The sequence below is a fragment of the Microvirga sp. VF16 genome (assembly GCF_016864375.1).
Lineage (GTDB): Bacteria > Pseudomonadota > Alphaproteobacteria > Rhizobiales > Beijerinckiaceae > Microvirga.
Genome location: NZ_CP069354.1, coordinates 2763712 through 2784563, shown reverse-complemented (window position 1 = coordinate 2784563; position 20852 = coordinate 2763712). Strand labels below are relative to the sequence as shown.

Genomic DNA, 20852 nt, shown 5'->3' with positions numbered 1-20852 from the left:
TTGCTCGGATGTCTCCGATGAGGAGAAAGTTATGATTCACTCGCCTGCTGCTTTGGCCACGAACTCGGCCCGTTGTCGGAGCGAATGTGACCTCGAACACCGCGCAGGATGAACAGTTCCGAGAGCACATCGATGGCTTTGAGTTTCCGGCTTACCCGGATGGCCAGGCATTCCCGAGCGAACTCATCGATGACGTTGAGCATGCAGAACTTGCGCCCATTGTACGTGCGGTCCTCGACGAAGTTGTCCGACCAGACATGGTTGGGATCTCCAGCCACACAGCCGGATGCACAAGCCATCGTTGAGCCAGAGCTGACCTTTCTTCGGTTGCTCTTGCGGCACTTTAAGTCCCTCCTGTCGCCAGATCCGCGCGGCCAGCTTCTTGTTCACGAGCCAGCCGGCGTTTCGCAGCAGAGCCCTAGAGCATTTTCGGTTTACACGGGTTTGTAGCCGCAGTTGCTGAGGTAGTTACGACATTCCGCAGCCGGGAAGCTATCGAGCAACTCGCCAATGGTGATCCAGAGCGCGTCCTTCGTTCAGGCGGCGGCCTTGCGCAGCAGCGCTTTGAGTTTGGCAAACACCTCCTCATCCTGAGCCTGTCGAAGGATCGATTGGGTTGAGGTCGGGCGAGTACGGCGGCAGGTAGAGCAGGCTGGCGCCAGTTGCCCGGATCATCTCCCGGATGCCCGCCACCTTGTGCGCGGCCAGATTGTCGAGCACCACCACGTCATCCGGCGAGAGTTCCGGAACCAGGACTTGCTCAACATGGGCGCGGAACACCTCCCCCGTCATCGGGCCGTCGAGCACCATCGGGGCAATCACGCCGCTCGCGCGCAGGCCCGCCACAAAGGTCGTGATCTTCCAGTGCCCCCAGGGCGTGGCGTCCACTACCCGCTCACCCTCGGGCCCCCAACCATAGCGGCGCGTCATCGTGGTTGTGGTGCCGGTCTCATCGAGAAAGACAAAGCGGCTGGGGTCCATATAGCGCTGCCACACCCGCCAACGCTGGCGCTCGCGCGCGACATCGGGCCGGTCCTGCTCGGCCGCCCGGAGTGTCTTTTTTGTGCCGCAGGCCGAACCGGCGCAGGGTGAGCAGGATGGTGGAGAGCGCCGCCACCACGATCCCGCGGGCTCTCAGTTCGGCTTGGATCTCGGAGAGCGTGATGCCGGACTTCGTGGCGATCAGGCTACGGAGCAGGTCCTCATGCGGCTCCAGCATCGGGCGACGACGCCCGCCAATCCGGTCAGGGGCGAGAGAGCCGGTCTTGCGCGCCCGCTGCATCAGCTTCACGGCAGCCGACGGGCTGACCTCGTAACGCGCAGCGGCCTGGCGGATTGAACTGCCATTGACCACAGCCCGGGCAATGCGCTGGCGAAGATCCTGAGAGAGCGGTGTCGTCATGGTGAGCCTCGCTGCTCACGCCCCCAGACACCACGGAATCAGACACGCCGATTCCGTTCAAGCCAAATCCGCTCTAATGTGCAGGCATATAGTTTCATAGATCGACATCCCCTTTCGAGGTGCTGCAATTGAAGATCTAGGATGTCGCATTAAGGGAAACATGAACAAAACAAATAGCTTCGTATTTACCAGGATTGACTATGTCTCTCGCCTCCTGCGACATATATACGACCCGCTCCCATTTGATCACGTTAAGTGAGATCTAAAGGATTATTCGAGGTGGATATCTTTGGGAGAAGTTTTAGATATTGCGCTTGGTTCAGCGTTCTCCTGCTCGCTTTCCTATCACTCATTCCCGGAGATCTTCAGGCCAGGACAGGCGCGCCAAGTCAGCTTGAACATTTCTTCGCATATTCAGTAACGGCTATGATATTCATGATAGGTTACCCTCGGAACGATATTCCGATAGCTGTCGGTCTTATGACCTATGGCGGCTTTCTTGAATTACTTCAACTTCTTTCACCAAGTCGGTTTCCCAGTGCCATTGATGCAATTGCGAGTATAGCAGGTGCAGGTTTCGGAACTATCGTTTCTGCACTGATCTTGAACCAACTCAGGAATTAGGCCATGCGGGCGAATTTGATCAGGATGAAACTGAGAGCCCAGGCGACGAACGAGCCGAAGCTCTTGCGGCCGTGCCGCGGACGGTCGGATGCGAGATGGGGCGACTCATGCCACATCAGCGATCGCCCCACCCTGCTTGGTGTGTACACTCTGCCATGCCGCCCAATCGGCCAAAGGCGAGATTAGTGCTAGCTCCTAATATCCAGGCTATACCAATAATTGGCTTTGCCTTATGGTAATCATAGTGAAATACAAATCACTTAATGAATGTACTGGGCGCAATTGGCCTAACAATGAATATTAATGTGATAAGCTCTGAATTCAAACTAAAGTGCTGGAAATTCATCTTGAAGCGGTACGCCCTTTCGCAATCAGGTTGTTACCATGCTGGACCCTGGAGACGCACGCTGCAAACCCAAATTAGAGCTTGCTCGTACAGATACTGCTTGGGATCTACTTCGAAGCATTGATTTTCGTGAGGCTTGGTCAGAACTTGCTCGCATCTGCCCATGGAGTACCGCATGTCAGTCTTGGGAATTTGCTGACGCGTGGCTTTCAGCATATCAGGGAACCTATGAGCCACTGCTGGTCATCCAGTATAACGAAATAGGCCGTCTCATCGGGCTTCTTCCCCTTGCCGTTAAAAGAGGAAGAGAGACCATCGAACATGTTGGCGCTCATCAGGCCGAATATCAGGTTTGGCTCGCGACAGAAATTAACGCCAGTAGCTTCATTGAATTAGCTCTGGATGAACTTTCCAAAGCCTATCCCGGGCGGCGATTGCAGCTCCAGTATCTTCCCCCTGGATCTCCGATGGACTGGTGTACACCGCAGAGTCGCTGGGGATCGAGGTCGATCCTCCAAAAGAAAAGGCGTCCACTCTTGACTCTTGGCTCTGGCAGCCCAGCCGAGATATCGCTGCGAAAGAAATCCAACAAGAGCCGCATCAGCCGTCTTAAAAAAAATGGGCGCCTGTCCTTAGTAACTTTGGAAACCAAAGAGCAACTCGAAGGTGTTCTGAGCACCATCGCAGATTACTGCGATCTTCGGCAAGGTGCGATCAATGCCTCATTGCCCTTCAAGAATGATCCTCTGAAGCGGGAATTTTACCTGCGGTTGATGGAAAAGTCGGGTGTAGTACATGCATCGGCCTTGATGGTTGGTGGTACGCTTGCGGCAGCCAATATTGGACTAATCAATCGTGCGTCTGTCGATTTGGGGGTTGTCGTACACTCACCCTTTCTGGCAGAACACTCTCCAGGGAAAATACTTATTTTAATGCTGGCGCAAGAACTTGGGCGCCAAGGCTTTAGAACTCTCGATCTTACCCCTGGCGGGGAAATGTATAAAGATCGCTCAGCCGACCAATATGATCAGGTCTATGTGCTTAGCATCTACTTTGACAGGCTTAAACATGCTCGGGATGCGCTACTATCGAGCATTCGCATTGTGGCTAAAGAACTTCTAGGCAAGCGGAGCCAATCTGTTGCGACCATAATCAGTCACGTTAGGCGTCTTGGCCTGCGCCATATTCTTATCAACACAGTTCGGTCCAGCCTCCGCAGCATTCTTGGCACCAATCATACAATCTACTACGCCGTTTCCCGTGAAGAAGCCAACAGAGCACAGAGTCAATCAATTTTCCGAGTAAACTGCATTTCGGATCTCTTGTGTTATGAACCAGCAAGTCACGCTGAGTGCAGCAAATCTGAATTTCTTATGAGTGCATCACAGCGGCTTCAAGAAGGTGATTGTTCCTACACCCTGGTAGAAAATAATATTCTCTTACATTGTTCTTGGATTAGTCCACATAATAGTTGCAGAATCGAAATTCGAAATCCAAGCTCGGATAGCTTATCGAGTTCCTGTCTAATTTGGGATGACTACACTCATCCGCAGGCATCTGAACGCAACCTGTCTAGACTTTCTCTGGAGCAGAGGCTCCATGATGCCGTGGCGCTTACCACCGCTCAAAATATTATTGTTCAGATAGGTGCACGCAAGGAGAAGATCAAGGATAACTTCACGAATGCTGAAGGCAATACAGTAGGATTCACCGCTATGAGAACTAGGGCACCCGAAGCCTGAAAGGTGGATGTGCCGTGGATGGTCTGAGATCTCAGACGTCTATGCCGGTGGGGATTCTCAGAGCAGGCAACTCGTAGAAAGCATTTGAATTAAGCGCATTGGCCTGACGACAGCCAAGCCAATCTACCTCAATCCGTCAATGCCATCCTGAACCGCTTCTCGACCTCGATGCGCCAATACTTTCTGCTGTTAAATTCCGACAGTCTTTATGATCCATTTGAGAGTATTTCGGATGGGTCTAGGAAGACGTAAAAGTGAATCTCGAACGAACTGAGGGAGGAAGGCCCAGATCGGAAGTATGGCTATCGTCCGTGTTTTAGCGAATGGGACAGACGTGTCGTAGTCGATGCGATGCACCGTTAGTCTCTTATCTATTGAATCGAAAACGAGGAATGTCGCTCTGCGATCGGCCACCCTCGGCTGCCCAACTGTTCCAGGATTAATCAAGTACCATCCATCATCCTGCAGAACGATTTGGTCGCCTTTCAGCTGTTGCACGAAACCATCCCGAAACTCAAATATTCCGAGTTGATGTGTGTGTCCGAACGCACAGAGCCGAGCTCGCGATGGATGCACAACAAGGGCTTCAAAACTCAACCGTCGGCACTCGTCATTATTGAGGCGCACTATCTCCTTTCCACTCTCTGGATGAAGCGCCCCATGCACTGCGACGAGATGGTGGTCGATGCTTGCTTCTACGGGAAGTGTCCTAAGATATTCAAGGGCGTCACTGCTGAGGTTCCGACGCGTCCAGCGAATCGCCTTTGCCGCAGTGTAGTCAAATCCTTCCATCGAAAGCTGTCCAGTGACAGCTCGGTCGTGATTGCCGGCAACGCATAGTGCGTTTAGCTCTCGCAGCAGGTCTATGCATTGAGCAGGATCCGAATTGTATCCAACAATGTCCCCAAGACATATAATATGATCGATATTTTGGGTTGATATCTCTGCCAATGTCGATCGCAAGGCTTCTACATTCGCGTGAATGTCCGAGATGATGGCTAACCTCATATTAGCTTCCGTCGGCGTGGGCACCCACGATAAGCACCATATTCACGAGGTTGCGTAAGGCTCATTCTGCGCTAGCGCCCCTCGCGAGCGAGGTATCCTCGCCAGCACCTTCTTCACAATAGGCATAGGATCATCCCATGCAATGCCAGCCTTTGCTTCGCAGTGGAGCAACCACCACAACCACGTTGTGATCGGGATCCCGCTTTCTTGAGCGGCACGCATATCTGCCCATGGTGCAACCCAGCGAACTCCAGCGCGCGCGACGCGGCCGACTGGCCGAGGCAATCCTGTGAGATCCGCGTAGACCAGTCCCGGCAGGTTTACTCCAGCGACGGCGCCGAGATGGTGCCATAGATTGAAGCGCGGGTTGATCTCCAAAAGATAAAGATTACCTTTTAAGCATCGCTTAAAATCTAGTTTGGCCACACCACGCAGATCAAGCTTTTGCACGATATCTCGACCGATTTCTCTTACGTCCGCAGCATCGGTTGTTTCGACCGCAGTGCTGAGCCCACAGGTAACTGGTAGAGTGCGAATTTTTCGACCAGTAAACTCAGCCACAATGGCACCCGTTTGGTCTAAGTAGACATGGTAGCTCTCAATGCGATTCTCGGGCCCAAGAATAGCTTCCTGGAAAAGAAGATCGAGATTAGCCGCGACAAAATGAGGCCAAAGCACTCGAAGCGTCTCCGGCGTCTCGACCAGCAATGCCTTATGCGAACTGGCGATCAGCTTCCACGCGACCATATCGCGTTCGGCGTGTTGCACTGGCTTGACGATAATTGGGAAGTTTAAGCCGATTTCTTCGGGATCGTTCCCAGTTGGGCAAATCCGACGAGCCGCTGGTACCGGCAACTTCATACGCTCTGCTAAATCCTGGAACTTAGCTTTGTCGAGCAGAGACTCAACTAAAAGAGGTTCAGCGAGTACAAAGCGGAAGGCTTGGGCCAACCGATCCCGGTGTCGCGACACGAGCCGCAACTGCGAGTCCGATTGATAAAAAAGCACGGGCGGCTCCGGCTGCGCAGCTCCGTAGCGGATCAGGGCGTCGAGACGCCTCTCAGCGTGCGGTTCGGTGTCTTCCCACGAGAGTTCCTTGCGAGTGAACCGCGAGTGAAAGACCGGGTCGCCAGGGGGACCCGCTACGACACAGCTAATACCAGCCAGTCCGAGTGGACGCACCAAATTCATGTCACCCATAACGCACGCCTGCGCGTGTTGCTGACGTGGGGGCATTGCTTGTTACCTTCCTGCTATTCCCATTTTCGAGGCAGTATTCCTCCAGCGAGGAGGATGCCTTGAGGGCGAGATGAAAGGAGTAAGAAAAATCAGGCCCAAAGCTTGGCAATAGACGTAACGCAAATTGCTGCCCGTGCTATCTGGGTTTGCGCTCTAGAACGATACCGGCTTTCGATCTCGTGCACTTAACAGTCGCGGTTGCTGCCTATTCGGGAGACTTTCAGTGGCCCTAATTCCCTAATATGTCATGTCAAGGATCACCCGATCCCGAATATTAATCAATATCAAATCAGGATACCATACAAAAGTTCATTCTAGAATTTATTGTTTTTTGAAGAAAGTTATCCTGACCCATCACCTTCAGTATATCCGGAAGCCAAGAAGTTCTGGGCATTATAGGACCAAGCGGACCTTGGTAAAAGCAAATGCGCACCGGATCGAGGACACGTCAGCAGCCGCACCAAACACAGATTCAAGAAAGCATCTTGTGCACAGCTTTGGTGCACACATCACCTCATCGGCTCTGAGAAGGAGGACCGTGGGCTTACGGATATACTTCGCCCGCCGCTGCGTCTCATGTACACAATTGCAATGCCAATGGAGTTCGCGCAAGCGTTGTTCACTGACTTGAACCTGGCATCGAACGAGCCAGCATTTTACGGCGCGGCGTTCCTGCTCATTGCGGTTATTGAGGTGGCAATTCAAGCGGATCCGGATCGGGCGCAGCATCCATCTTGACTGATTCCACAGCAGGCCTGTCATGCCGCCGGACAGAATTGATCCGTGACTGATTTGACTACATCAATGATGACCTATCCGGGTTGGCCACCCAGTTTTCACGGCTCGTCTCATACCTCGTCTTGGTTCTGCAAGGTAAGCACATGGTGTGGGGCCTCGTGTGAGCGCCGTGCGTGCGCGTGAGGCTCCGAGCCTACGGCTCGCCTGAAGGTCGGCAGGCCGATGCAGATGGGTGGCTCTCGGGACAGGGCGCCGGCGGCGCTAGAGCGTTCAGGACAAGCCGTTTGCCTTTCGCGGCTCACCCCGATCCGCGTCCCGGCCCGTGCGCGAGAAGTTCCGCCGTGCAGCGTGCGAGACGATCGCCGGACGCCCGCTCCCTTCCAGGCGCTTCCGCATGGCCGCGCGCTCCTGTGCGACTGGACGGAAGCGATCGCGGCCGCGCGGGCGATCCGCGGGTTGGCGGCCGGGCGCAGGACCTCGACGCTTGCCGGCTCGGGGGCGACCTCAGGGCTTTCGCGGCACCAGGGCCTGGGGGCTCCTCGGCGGTCTGCCGCCCTGCATCCAGGAGCACGACGGACCCGGTCCTGTCGGCCGGATCATCGCTCCGGCCCTTCTGGTCGGGCCGATCGAGCCCATCAGGGAAAGGACAGCTCGTCGATCCTGTCGCGATCAATCTCCATGACGGCAGCTTACCACACAACTGCCTAAGATCCGCCAGTCGTCAGTCGATGCATACTCCGCGAGCTCAAGCTCTGGGCGAGATAACATCGAATAGGACGTTAATGCATTGGAGCGTTTCAGATCAGCCAAGCGCGCCCGAGAATTTCTCGCCGGTTATGACTAAGTGGAAAATCTCTTCCGCCAATGTCCAAACTCAGCGCCGCCGTCATCAAAAGCCGCGAACTCAAGTCTTCATAGCCTGGGTAAACATCACTGATATGGTGACGGCCTACTGCCCAATGGCCTAGCACATTCGGGCCGATCTCAGCTCGTTAAGTTGACGATACTCGATGGCGTGCAACCAAAATTCTTTTCTCCACCGGTGCCTTGAACTGCATGCTGGAGCTTAGACGCCTGAAGTCTACTCTTAATGCCTAAACGAACGCACGGGCAAACTCAATACGCTTATAAGCCGACTAATACAAGGTCGCCTTCATGAAACATTAAACACGCGCATCCATGTCTCAAGAGACATAACTCTGAACAATCCTAAGTACGATTCTGTGTTGGCCCTTTCAGCCTTGGCTGACTTATACCACTGTCGCAGCGCAGATGGATCAATGTATTTTTGGCATCGCAGGTTGCTTTCGATCAACTCGCCCACCTGTGGCCGCAGGTCTCGCGACAACCAAATGCGATCGGGAGCCGCAAATCCTAACTTGCTCTTGCGTAGCCGGACCGGTTCAGGCATTAGTCCTTGCATTGCTTTCCGAATTGCGAATTTACTCCAACCATCTCTTACTTTCAGGTTATCCGGAAGGGAGATACCATGCTCAACCAGTTGCCGATCAAGTAGCGGTACACGCGCCTCAATTGAAAACGCCATCGAGGAGCGGTCTTCAAATCTCAATAACTGTGGCAGAGTATCGATGAAAATGTCGTCGATCTGAATGCGCTGCATCATCGTGCCAAGATTGCTAAGGCTGCTATCCTGCGAACCTGAAGCATTGAGCCACCAACGTGTAGCCGGCGTACTCCGGTCCGATACAACTTTGTCCCAGTCCGTTCTAATTGTATCTTTTAAGGCAGAATCGACATTGAACAGTCGACGCAGGCTCTTGGGGAGGTAACGATAGCCGTTCCGCAGATCGAGCACATATCTGTCACCATGCCGCACCATCGCAGCAGCTTCGCCTATCAATGTTGGAAAGCGACGCGAACGGAGTAAGGATACTAGATACGCATAGCGAAATTTGGCATAACCGCCAAAGACCTCATCGCCACCCTGTCCGTCGAGCAACACTTTAACTCCGGCTTCTTTCGCTGCCCTCATTACACGCCATTGAGCATAGAAGCTAAGACCGCCACTTGGCATATCTTGGTGCCACGCGAAGCGCTCAAAATCCGTCCAGAAATCTTCAGCTGATGGAAATACAAGTTGGGGTTCAGCTCCGACGGCATCGGCAACGGCTAGAGCATAATTCCGCTCATCAAGCTCTCGATACTCATAGCATGAAGTGAAGGTGCGAAGCTTGTCTCCTACTGCACTTGCTGCTTCAGGATAATTCCGGCAGATGTTCCCGATCAGCGAGACAACAGCTGATGAGTCTAGCCCACCACTTAGGCAGCTACCAATCCGCACATCACTGATCAGATGTTTGCGTACTGTACCGACCAAAAGCTCCCGCAGTCTCTCGATCTGCTCATCATCTGAGAGATTACGTACCATCGTTGGTTTTAGTTGATAGTAAGATCTCTGCAGAAGCTTATTTGAACGAATTTCTATACTAATGCAGTTCGATGCCGGCAAAGCCTTGACTCCACGAAACATCGTCCGTTCGCCATAATCACAGTTGCCATGAGTCAGGAAGCTAAGGACTGCTTCATCATCTGCAACAGCGCCGACTCCTGGGAATGCGAGCAGTGCTTTTATCTCCGACGCGAAGACGAAATAGCCGTTCACCATAGCATAATAGAAGGGCTTAATTCCAAATCGATCACGAGCGCAGAACAATTGCCCTCGTCTCCCATCCCAGATGGCGAAGGCATACATTCCTTCAATATGCGACAAGCAATCCTCACCCCAGTGCCGATACGCCTGCAAAAGAACTTCAGTATCCGTTCGGGTTGTAAAGGTGTATCCGCAGGCCTCCAGCTTCGTCTTCAATTCCAAATGATTGTAAATCTCACCATTGAAGACAATCCAGATTCGCCCCTCCCCTACAGTCATCGGTTGCAGCCCACGATCCATTAGATCCAGGATCGCCAGACGGCGGTGTCCTAGGGCAATTTCTACCCTGTTATTCCGCTCAAACTCTGCAGTGTTCCGGACCAAGGCCTGCTCTGTTTTGTCTCCATTGAGCCAGCCCAGCAAGAACCCCTCTCCATCGGGCCCCCGATGTGATTGCAAATCGTTCATACGCTGCAAAACGTTCACATCAATTGGTTCGCCACTAAGGCTAAAAGCCCCTACGATGCCACACATCAGCATCACCTCCGAGAATGGTTACAAGTTTTCTTGCGCGGTAGCGGTGCACACACTGGTTTCATCACCTAATTGCGCTACCGGCTTCTGCTGGAGGCGAGCGAGTGGTCCTGCATTTTGATGGCAGGTTTCGATCGTCCTATGATTGACTGATAGATCCTGATGAGTTTTTCCGTTAGGACTCTCTCGTCCAGTTCCTCAACAGCCTCGCGACCTCTGATCCGTCCATCGTGGCGCAAGGCTCTTTCGAGTGCTGCAGCAATGGTTTCAGGTTTATCATCAGCCACCACTTCACATCCATCGATGTCCTTTAGACGCTCAACCACATCACCAACGACAACTGAAACGACTCCGAGGTTGCACGCGAGAGCCTCTTTAACTATCGTTGGAGATCCCTCTTGCAAAGAAGTTACTACGAGCACATCACAGGCGTACATCAATGCGATGATATCTTTGTGCGGTTTACCCCATCCTATTATGAGCCTAGCAGGCAGTCTGCTATTAAGGACATCAACAGCCTCGCGCGCCCGACTGCTGCGCTTGCGCGGATCGTTAGGGTTGCCAACGAATAAAATCAGGCGCTCGTCGAGCGAAAGCCCTAGCTGGCGTCGAGCCTCTTCCCGTGTCAGGCAAGGCATTGAAGCGAGATCTACGCCCGTCGGCAGCATGTGCAGCGGAATCGAAGCAGGCAGATTCCGCCTCATCTCGTTTGAGACAATGAGCACCGCATCAGCGAAATGTGCCACCATCTGCCCCAGCCATACCAGCAACTTTCCTTGCAGTGTCATACGCCCTGTGTGCGACAGGTACCCCAACATGTCTACACCATGGAAAGTTATCACGAGGGGCAATCGCTTTGGCCAGGGAATAAGCGCTGCCTGTCCAAACTGCGCGTGAACGAGATCGAACTCGTTCCATCTATATTTGTACTGCCGTTGAAGTCTCCGCCAGGCTTTAAAATAATTAATCGGGTTTTTAGCGCCACGAAAGTAGAATACCTCCACTTCCACGCCTGCACGCTTAAGGAATTCGACCTGTTGCACAAGAAACGGCACGGCAAATGGGATTTCTTGGGTGGGCCATTCGGAGGTAATCATCAAGACCCGGATCGGCGCTTCCATGATAAACTCCCATATAAGGGCGTTCTGCTTAGGTGATTAGACAAGCTGATATCGAGCACGCAACATAGATGTGAGCCGATATTGGATCTGACCAATACGATGCTAATGCATGGCTGCAAATATTCATAGATATTTCACCTTCTGCTCAGGTGGTAATCGTAAAGAGGCACTGATGAAATAAAAACACACATAGTCTCGTCGATTCCAACAACCGATTTCCACGTGACGGAAGCGGAGCAGATGGTGGTTGCGGCAACAACCGCATTGATCCACCGCCCATGAGCGAAATGTCTCGACCATAGGCCAAATAGATCATCTAGCCATCACGATAATCACTCAAACGATCCTCTAGGTATTGTTAGCACTTGGGTCGATCTAGAGTGGCGGCGATGCAGAGCACCTGATGAATGACGATGCAGCCCTCTCGTAGCGGGTTGTACCGGCGCGTCACTCCTTAAGCCTGACCCAGAGGCGCTCGACCACATTGCGATTGTTCTAGATCCAGCGTCCGGACGGGCAACCGGCGCCTCGTGGCGCTACTGCAGGATTGCCGGCTTTGCCCTTATGCGTCAGACATGCTCGAGGAAGCTGCTGGTATACCCGCGGTCGGTCACCAGCCACGGCAGGATATCCGCTAGGCTCTCCAGCAGCAGGAGGATTTGCGGCAGTTGACGTGAGCCCCGAGCTTCTTCTACCGCTGGTCAATTGATGCCCTTTGAGAGGGTTAGTGGCAACCGGGAGGATCGGTTCTTCCGACTGCCTTGTGGCGTGCTTGACCAAGTCGATTGGAGCCATCCCTTTTAAGGCTGAACGCGGGCGAATGGTGTTGTAATCCGTCCGCTGATACTTCGAGAACTTACCGGGTATGATGCAACGGGGTGAACAGGGTCCCGTTGAGGCACTCATCGCTCAACCAATCGCTGAAACCCTCGATCAGGGCGTTCTGCCGGGCTTTCCCATTATCAAGAGGTGGGCGAAAGACTGGCCTAAGAAGTGGCTCAAATCCGCTTCCGCGCCCGGTTCACCTAGTCCTTGGCCACAGGGATCATGCAGGGTAGAGCCGCCGTAGTTTGGCGCGAGCCTGTGTTGTGGTGAACTGCCAATGTGCCTTTGCTCTGGCCCGATTGCGTTCGGCTTCCCAGGCGGCGATCTCGCAGCGGAGCACAGTTCGGTTCCGAAGATGCCGATGCAGGCACTGACGGCTGAGGATGGCGAACTCCAGTTCCGCCATGTTGAGCCAGCTCCCATGCTTGGGCGTGTAATGGAATTCCAGCCGCTTGACGAGACGCCGAGCCTCGGCCGGCGAGAAGGTCTGGTACAGAGCCGCCGGAGAGTGTGTGCTGAGATTGTCCAGCACGACCGCAATCACCGCCGCCGCGGGATAGTACTCATCCGCGAGAGCCCGCATCTGCTCGGCAAAATCGCGATTGGTCCGGCGCGCGGTGATCTCGACATGCCGCCAGCCGGCCAGCGGTTCAAAGCACACGAACAGGTTGGCGGTGCCCTGCCGGCGGTACTCATAGTCCATCCGTGCGGCGCGACCGGGAGCCATCGGCTGGGACGCCCGTTTGTCGGCGAGCAGCTGGAACGGCAGCTCGTCGAAGCAGACCACCGGCCGATCAGCAGTGTAGGGCTCGGCATAGAGGTCGAGCACATCCTCCATGCGCCAGACGAAGTCTGCTCCCACTGACGCGATGCACCACTGCTTGCGGGCCCACGGCTTCAGTGTGTTTTTTTGAGCGCGCGGCGCACCGTCTCGTCGCTGATGGTTTCCACCACCCCGAGCTCCACCAGGCGGTCGGCCAGCAGCTGCATGGTCCAATGGCCGCGTCCTGACGGCGCATGGCTGCAGGCCAGTGCCACCAGGAACGCCTCCTGCTTGCGATCGAGTAAAGGCCGGCCGCCGGGCCGCGGTTTCTCGTGCAGGGCGCAGGCAGCTCTGCCTTCGACAAAGCGCCGCCGCGTGCGCTCGACCGTGGCGGGATGGACATGCAGGCTAGCCGCGATCTCGGCATCGGTCTTTTGCTCATCCGCAGCGAGCAGAATGCGGGCGCGGGTGAGTGTGCGGGCCGGGGCAATGCCTTTGTTGAGCAGGCCAAGAAGTTCTGTGCGCTCGTTACGAGTGAGGTCGACGTGGTAGCGCTTGAGCATGGGAGCAGCCCTCCCTCAGAATAGCCCAGTCTACACCCGCTTGACCAATCCCGCAGCTCCCCTGTGGCCAAGGACTAGATGGACGATCACTCTCCGCACTTCACTGTCGGAATGCGCCGCGCATTCAGCGTGACCACGATCTCCCGCAGCGAAGACATCCTAATAGCTCGGGAATCAACCATCAATGTGATCGCCGCAAAGCGGGTGAGCTGCTCTAGCATAGTTGTGTCTCTTGGCGGGAACGAACCAGTCTACCAATCGTCCGCTTCGCCGTTCCTGCGCTCCGAACCACCCGCCGAGCTTGTCAAAGTCGAGCTAAGAAATACGGTTCATGTGCCTCTAATCAAGAATAAACCTTCATATATCAAAGGAGAGGTCGAGTGAATCATTGAGATGCTTTCAGTGAATTTCGCTGCAGCGCGATCTCTACAACATCCCCAGGCATGAGCTCCATTTCAAATTCAGCCTCGTAGCTCTCCCAAGTATTCGCAATCCTTCTAAAAACCTTGAGATTTGGCTTGCCTCCGGAATCTTCTAGGAGTTGCGACTTCAGAACTCCAGCATAAGCCAGTTTGCCGTCCGTTCCTTGAATTCTGGTCCGCAGCTCTGAAAGTCTGTTCTCTGCTCCCTCCAGCTCACGCATAAGCCTCAGACGCCGTTGATCCTCTGCCTTCTCTAACTGGCGCCTTTGCTCTTCGCGGCCTCTTTTGGCCACTGCAAGCTCTGCCTCTGTTTGCAGCAATCTCTCAGATACAAAACTGAGAGCTCGCTGCTCCTCGGAAATCCTTGCTATTGGGGCCAACCCTTTCTCAAAATTAGCCTTCAGGCGGGCAACTTCATTCGCCTGCTGCTGATAGCTTTGCATCAACTCCTCACGCATACGCCCGAGTGTAATAATCTGAGATTCAGTTTGTTCTATGAACCTTCCCAATGATCCGACCTCTTTTCGATGATCCTCCAAGGAGAGTTCAAGTTCTTCCGTCTGTGCCTTCTGGATCTTTGAGATGCCCTCAGCGGGTGGGATGTTATCCGCCTTTTGGCTATTCTCCGGTCCTCTGTTCAATTCACCTAATAATCTAGAAATAATAGCCTTCTGGCGCAGGTACTCGGTACGGAGAAGTTGACTTTCCAATTGCAAATCCATCTCTTGGAGAGCTGGATCGCCAGTCCGGAGGCGCATGACATCTAGGCCTCCGGAAAGTGCGACTGCTTGTCGAATGGTCATTCCTGGACGGAAGGCCAGCTCTCCTGGTTTTGATACGTCTCCGTTGACGTAGATCGGTCTGTGTTCAACGATTACAGCCGAAATCTCTTCAGGATAGATATAGATGGCTCTCTCACTTCCATCAGACGCTCGGCTGCGGACGGATTTGTTGGTAAGTTCATTCTTTAGTTTATGCTGAAGGTCGCTTAACGAAAGCCCAGCGACATTCAAGGTGCCGATTAATGGGTATGATACTTGGCCTTCGATGTTAACGACGGCTCTCTGACGAAGCTCAGGTAGGCTCACTACTGAAATCTCGATTACGTCGCCCGGTGCTATGAGATAGTTCGCTGAGACTCCTGAAGAGCCGAACGACAGCAAGGTCAAGGCTATCGTCATTGCTTTCTTGATCGAAGGGAGACTGGAGTGCTGAGATTTATAATAGAATGACATGAAACCTCCTCTACTAGGTTCGTAGCGGATCTTTTTCTATGAGGACATTCTTCAGTTTCTCGGAGGTTGCCTCAACGCACAGCCTATCCAGCCATCAGTAGGATCAATGCCTTGCAGCTTATAGAAGACTCCTTCAATAAGAGATACTACACGAAGGAGGTAATACGACTAAACCAGGAGTTAGATTGCTGAGATTTCCTACTAACTAGTGGACGGAATCTAACGCTTGGTGCCCACGCCTGACGGCGGCAATGATTTCATCTGGATCAGCCGTCCACGTGAAGGGCTTGGGACTGGCATTCGTCTCGGCAACGTACCGGCTGATGGCCGCCTGAAGGTCAACCACCGAATGGAACACGCCGCGCTTGAGCCGCTGCCGGGTCAGCTTGGCGAAGAAGCCCTCCACCGCATTGAGCCACGAGCATGAGGTCGGGGTGAAGTGGAAGGTGAAGCGCTCGTGGCGATCCAACCAGGCTCGAACCTTGGGGTGTTTATGAGCCGCATAGTTGTCAAGGATCACGTGCACGGCCTTGCCAGGTGGCACCTGGGCTTCAATGGCGTTAAGGAAGCGGATGAATTCCTGATGCCGGTGGCGCTGCATGTTGCGCCCGATGACGGAGCCATCCAGCACGTTCAGAGCGGCAAACAGCGTGGTGGTGCCATGGCGTTTGTAGTCGTGCGTCATGGTTCCAAGCCGGCCCTTCTTCAGCGGCAGACCGGGCTGGGTGCGGTCGAGCGCCTGGATCTGGCTCTTCTCATCAACAGAGAGCACGATGGCATGAGCAGGCGGGTCGACGTAGAGCCCGACCACGTCCCGCAGTTTCTCGGCGAACCGGGGATCGTTGGAGAGCTTGAATTGGCGATAGCGATGCGGCTGGAGGCCATGCGCTCGCCAGATGCGCCGGACGGCACTGGCGCTGATGCCAGTCTCCTTGGCCATCATAGCAGCGGTCCAGTGCGTTGCCTCGACCGGTGGGTCGGCCAGCGTCAGGTTGACCACCCACTCGGCGATGTCAGGCCCAAGCGGCTTGATCCGGGAGGGGCGGGTCTTGTCGCGCAGCAGGCCGTCGACACCCTCCTGCATGAAGCGCTCCTGCCAGCGCCAGACGCAGGTTTTGGAGGTGCCGGTCCAACGCATGATTTCGGTTGTGCCGACGCCATCGGCGCTCAGCAGCACGATGGCAGCCCGCCAGACGTGTTTCTGGGCCGTGTTCCGGTTGCTGGTCAGTGCCTCAAGGCGATGCCGGTCGGAGGACGTCAGGGTGATCGAGATGCCAGTGCGCATGCCACAGCCTCGCATGCACACCGGCTAAGGGGAATCCTTCAAACGGACTCTTTTGTTAGGCGGAAACCACTCTCATGTTCGCCATTTCAAGCAGCAGGCAACAGAAAAGTTCTGGCTTATCTGGCCAGCGGTTGAGGACAGCTGCACCCGGGCAAAGCAGGAGGCACGATCCTGAAACGACGGTTGATCATCCTCTGATACGCGGATCAAAACCGCAGGACCTGATGCGTCGCGGAGCTGCCTCGGTCTAGGAACCAGCGTCGGAGTGGATCCGGCTGGTAGTGGGTGGCGAGGGTTCTCCTGCCGGGATCGCACCTCCGGCCTTGCTCGGCTGCAGATGATGTTAATGAGCGCGGCGCACCTCCCTGAGTTGGATTGGCAGCGGATCAGCGGGGCCTACGCCTGCCGGGCAATGGCCCAGACAAAGCCAGCCAGTTCGCGGGCGATGGCGGTGGTCACCACAGTCGGCAGCTTGCCGGCTTGGGACAGTCGGCGATAACGCCGGCACAGCCGCAGCTGGGCCTTCCAGGCTGTGTCCCGGATCGTGGAAGCCAAGCCCTCCTGCCGCAGCAGCAGCTCGCGGCTGACCCGCGCCGGAAAGCGGTAACACCAGGCGGCTTCGATCAACAGGCGCCGGGCCGCCCCATTCCCGGCTTTGGTGATCCCACCCTGGCGTCTCCTCTGGCCGCTGGACTGTTCAGAGGGAACCAGCCCAAGGTAAGCCATCAGATGCCGCGGGTTGGCAAAGCGCGTCAGGTCACCGAGTTCGGCAATGATCGTGGCCGCGTTCACCAGGGCGATGCCGCGCAAAGCCTGCAGGGCTCGGACGACCGGAGCCAGAGACCAGGTGGGCAGGACCATCTCGATCTGACGCGTCAGCCGGTCCCGTCGCTCTGTGGCAGCTTCGACCGTCGCGATGAGATCCTCCAGCACAACGTGGTGGATCTCCTGGTCAAAGCGCAGTCCGGCCAGCCAACGCCGGTGCATCAGGGTCCAAGCCGGTCGGTTGTAATGTCGCCCATGGCGCAGGAGAAAGCCCGAGAGCTGCTGACGGGCTTGGCGCAAGGCTCGCACTGCCGCCAGACGGGCCCGAACCAGATCGCGCAGGGCCTCATGAGCCGGATCAGGAACCCAGACGGAGGTGAGTTCGCCGGCCCGATGCAGCCTGGCCAAGTTGCTGGCATCGCGCCGGTCGGTCTTGATGCGCTCGCCTGGCTTGCGCGGGATCAGTGAGGGAGCCACCACCACACACACGTGCCCGGCCGCCGTTAGTTGACGCTGGATGCCATAGCCGCATGGACCCGCCTCGTAGCAGAACCGCAGAGTGCGGCCTGTGCATCCCAGCTTGTCCACCAGCTTTTTGAGATCTGCAGGCGTGTTGGCGATCCGGCCATACTCGCGCACTTCGCCGCGCTGGCCCTCTTCAGCCAGCGCCACCGTGATGGTGTCTTTGTGCACATCCAATCCGACAAAGATGATAGGCTCACCCATGACCCGTCTCCGATGCATGAGGCTCGGCGCCGAACCATCCGGCGCAATCCTCGAACACCTGCATACTGTGAGACGGGTCGCCCCAATCTCAGGCGAACATTTGGTCTAGGTGGTCGGCAACACTGTACTCTATTGTAATCCAGCAGTACCAGCAGCACCTAGCTGGCCCTTGCGAGGATAATGGCTCTACTCCCAGCCGCAGGCCGTCTCGACCGAAACAACAGTCCTGACCGCGTAGTCTGTCTGGGACTTGATATCCTGACGCAGCTACGCATTAATTCCACGAAGCTGCTACTAGAGCTGTTTCCATTCGCGTGGAATAATGTCTTCTCTTTGCTGTGCTGCATTCTTGACGGTAACCCGGATCCGCTTTGTCAAAAATGCTCTAATTTCATTGAAACCATCTACGCCGACGCGGGCAAACATTCCTGTGAATGTCGCCAAGCAATGCATCGGGAGGCGCCATGACACCAGTGCCATTCGTCGAGGCCAATGGAGCCCGCATTCCTGCCCTCGGACTTGGAACTTGGCCCCTGCGCGGCGAGGTTTGTTCAAACGCCGTGCAATGGGCGCTGGAGATGGGTTACCGCCACATCGATACAGCAGCCATGTATGACAACGAGGCGGCTGTGGGAGCTGGCCTGAAGGCATCAGGTGTGCCACAGGACGAAGTCTTCATCACCACCAAGGTCTGGCACAGCGATCTTAAGCCGGATGATCTCCGGCGTTCGGCCGAGGCCAGCCTCCGACGGCTTGGTCTCTCCTCCGTCGATCTTCTCCTAATCCACGGGCCGAACAAAAATATCTCTCTCGCGGCTACCATGCGTGCGTTAAGCGACGCCAAGCGGCAGGGGCTGGCGCGCCACATTGGTGTCTCCAACTTCTCAGCCCCGCTGCTGGAGAAAGCCGTGCAGTTGGCGGGCGAGCCGCTCGTAATCAACCAGTGCGAATACCACCCCTATCTCGATCAGAGCCGCACGCGAGCGGCATGTCAGAAGCATGGGATAGCCTTTGCATCCTATTCTCCGCTTGGCCAAGGCGGTCTCACGGAGCGCCGCATTATTCGAGCGGCTGTATCGGCCCTGGGCAAAGGTTTTGTGGCCCCCTTCGTCTGGGGCACAGCGCTCCTTCTTGACAGAAACGCTCTGCTGATAGATCCGACTATCCTGGCGATTGCATCCGCCCATGGCAAGACAGCGGCCCAAGTAGTGCTCCGCTGGCATCTGCAGCAGCCGGCGACCATTGCAATTCCTAGATCTTGCAACCAGCATCGCATTGCCGAAAATCTGGACATCTTCAATTTTGAGCTGTCCGACCAGCAGATGGAGCGGATCTCTGCCCTCAGGCGCCTGGACGGACAGTGAGCCTTCCTAGAGCAACGGCGGCTCTAACTAGATCGGAGGCTATGAGGCATGAGGCCTTCGTGCTTCATTCATCTCAACCCTCTCCATTGGAGGAGATGAGCGATGATCCTCTCCTGAATGCGTGGACACTGGGTTAGCCCGTTTTCTGCTCAGCCTGTTCGCGTGTGAGAGAGCTGAGTGACGAGTGGATATGCTGTCGATTGTAGTAGCCCTCGCTGTCGCCGTACAGATCCCGCTTTGCCTCTTCGCAGGCGGCCCAGCGGCGCTGGTGACCTAGACCTTTTTCCGCCAATTCCAAGTCAGAGGGGCTTCCGCTCTGAGCTCTGGTGTGGCCTGCTTGTCTGCAGACATGGAGGCACGGCATTGCATGCGCTTCCAGTCAGGATCTGCGGGGCCGCGTGAACAAGGCAGTCTTGGGTGGCATCTCCGCTTGCTATGGGGTTGGCATCTCAATCGCCGTTCTGTGGGTGCGCCGCGCTCCATCCGGTGAAGTGTCCACCCACCGTCAGGGTCACCCCAAGGGCCCCACGCTCGATGCGCATGCGGCCTTTCTCCTGGAGCTGATTGATGGCTTCTCGCATAGCAGCCTTCACGAGATGCAGGCCCGCTTGGGGGAGAAGCGCGGCGTCTCCGCCGACATAGGCATGCTCTGGCGCGGCTTCTGCGCACCGGCGATGCCGGTCAAAAAAGCGCACGCCTGCGAGCACGACCGGTCCGACGTCAGAGCCGCGCCAAGCCTGGTTTGACGGACAGCTTGATCTCGACCCGGAACGGCTGGTGTTCATCGACGAGACCGGCGCCTCGATCAGGATGGCCCGCCGGTATGGACGTTACGCGCGAGGGCAATGCCTACGGGTCGGCATTCCACATGGGCATTGGAAGACCTCCACCTGCGTCAGGACCGCCGGTTATGAACGGGGGTAATCAGAAATGGCTCTAGCAGCCACGAGAAATATCAACGGCTTATGATATCGGAGTGTCCGCTGGCGCCGTAGGTGAGGTCGACATCCTTGTAGTTGACGGCGAAGGTCTCGCCGCCGGACGGCGACTTGCGGTAGACGCCCATCTCCCACCAGGCCTGGGTCGCGTTGGTGTAGCCGATCTTGCCGTTGTAGTTGGCGATCTGGGTGCCGTCGCGCCAGACATAGGCATGGCCGTTGTTGCCGGCGGCATCGAACTTGACGTCGACTTCCATGTCGTACCACTTGCCGCGCTGGATGTCGGCGCTGTCGAGGTAGACGGTCTTCTCGACCGGCGAGCTCGAGGTGCCGTTCTTGATCACCACAGCCATCTTGTCGTTGCCCATGAACTTGATCTCGAACGGCGGGGTGCCGCCGGTGAAGAGCTGGCCGGTCACGAGCCACTGGGCGGTGTTCTTGGCGCCCGGTTCGATCATGAACTTGTAGGTGGCGTGGAAGTGGTTGTCCATCGAGGACAGGGAGTGCGGGTTGGTCTCGCCCATCTCCGAGCGCTCGACCCCGACATCGTCCGTCCACGAGGACGAGCTGTAGCGGTCGCCCTTGCGCACCTCAAAACGGA

At 55.8% G+C, this 20852-nt stretch carries 12 protein-coding genes and 2 pseudogenes; 3 read left to right on the top strand and 11 right to left on the bottom strand.

The genetic code is table 11. The features are described from left to right. Positions 1-65: 65 nt before the first annotated feature. A pseudogene (locus tag JO965_RS13035) lies at positions 66-417 on the bottom strand (IS3 family transposase); the annotation flags it as partial. Positions 418-434: 17 nt separating this feature from the next. Continuing rightward, a pseudogene (locus JO965_RS13030) lies at positions 435-1402 on the bottom strand (IS630 family transposase). A 1008-nt stretch (positions 1403-2410) separates the two neighbouring features. Here JO965_RS13030 and JO965_RS13025 point away from each other — a divergent pair. Next, positions 2411-4114, top strand: a complete 1704-nt coding sequence (locus JO965_RS13025) for a GNAT family N-acetyltransferase (RefSeq protein WP_203439334.1) — start codon at positions 2411-2413, stop codon at positions 4112-4114. Positions 4115-4303: 189 nt separating this feature from the next. On the opposite strand, the gene JO965_RS49345 is transcribed toward JO965_RS13025, so the two are convergent. The 8 genes from JO965_RS49345 to JO965_RS12985 all read right to left on the bottom strand — a co-directional run bounded on the left by JO965_RS49345 (position 4304) and on the right by JO965_RS12985 (position 17949). After that, complete coding sequence (locus tag JO965_RS49345; RefSeq protein WP_203439333.1) at positions 4304-5122, bottom strand: metallophosphoesterase; 819 nt, start codon at positions 5120-5122, stop codon at positions 4304-4306. A gap of 42 nt (positions 5123-5164) precedes the next feature. Further along, positions 5165-6130, bottom strand: a complete 966-nt coding sequence (locus tag JO965_RS13015; RefSeq protein ID WP_203439332.1) for an ATP-grasp domain-containing protein — start codon at positions 6128-6130, stop codon at positions 5165-5167. Between the two features lie 2122 nt (positions 6131-8252). Continuing rightward, positions 8253-10250: an asparagine synthase (glutamine-hydrolyzing) gene (asnB, locus tag JO965_RS13010; protein ID WP_203439331.1), complete on the bottom strand. Its 1998-nt coding sequence runs from the start codon at positions 10248-10250 to the stop codon at positions 8253-8255. A gap of 71 nt (positions 10251-10321) precedes the next feature. Further along, the gene (locus JO965_RS13005; protein WP_203439330.1) at positions 10322-11365 is read right to left on the bottom strand and encodes a glycosyltransferase family 4 protein; all 1044 of its coding nucleotides are present in this window, start codon (positions 11363-11365) and stop codon (positions 10322-10324) included. Positions 11366-12410: 1045 nt separating this feature from the next. After that, positions 12411-13516 (bottom strand): IS630 family transposase gene (locus tag JO965_RS13000; RefSeq protein WP_203439329.1). Its coding sequence is split into 2 segments (ribosomal slippage): positions 12411-13096 and positions 13096-13516, totalling 1107 coding nucleotides; the frame shifts between segments, so codons are not numbered across the junction. Between the two features lie 385 nt (positions 13517-13901). Then, positions 13902-15173 (bottom strand): polysaccharide biosynthesis/export family protein, encoded by a 1272-nt coding sequence (locus JO965_RS12995; RefSeq protein WP_203439328.1) that lies wholly within the window; start codon positions 15171-15173, stop codon positions 13902-13904. Positions 15174-15378: 205 nt separating this feature from the next. Further along, positions 15379-16458: an IS630 family transposase gene (locus JO965_RS12990; protein WP_203439327.1), complete on the bottom strand. Its 1080-nt coding sequence runs from the start codon at positions 16456-16458 to the stop codon at positions 15379-15381. A gap of 396 nt (positions 16459-16854) precedes the next feature. Continuing rightward, entirely contained in the window at positions 16855-17949 is a 1095-nt protein-coding gene (locus JO965_RS12985; protein WP_203439323.1) for an IS110 family transposase, read from the bottom strand. A gap of 473 nt (positions 17950-18422) precedes the next feature. Between JO965_RS12985 and JO965_RS12980 the strand changes: the two genes are divergently transcribed. Beyond that, positions 18423-19313, top strand: a complete 891-nt coding sequence (locus JO965_RS12980) for an aldo/keto reductase (RefSeq protein WP_371826879.1) — start codon at positions 18423-18425, stop codon at positions 19311-19313. A gap of 398 nt (positions 19314-19711) precedes the next feature. Next, positions 19712-20059, top strand: coding sequence for a hypothetical protein (locus JO965_RS49340; RefSeq protein ID WP_203439325.1), 348 nt, complete (start codon positions 19712-19714; stop codon positions 20057-20059). Positions 20060-20268: 209 nt separating this feature from the next. On the opposite strand, the gene JO965_RS12970 is transcribed toward JO965_RS49340, so the two are convergent. After that, positions 20269-20841, bottom strand: a complete 573-nt coding sequence (locus JO965_RS12970) for a heparin lyase I family protein (RefSeq protein ID WP_203439324.1) — start codon at positions 20839-20841, stop codon at positions 20269-20271. Between the last annotated feature and the right edge of the window lie 11 nt (positions 20842-20852).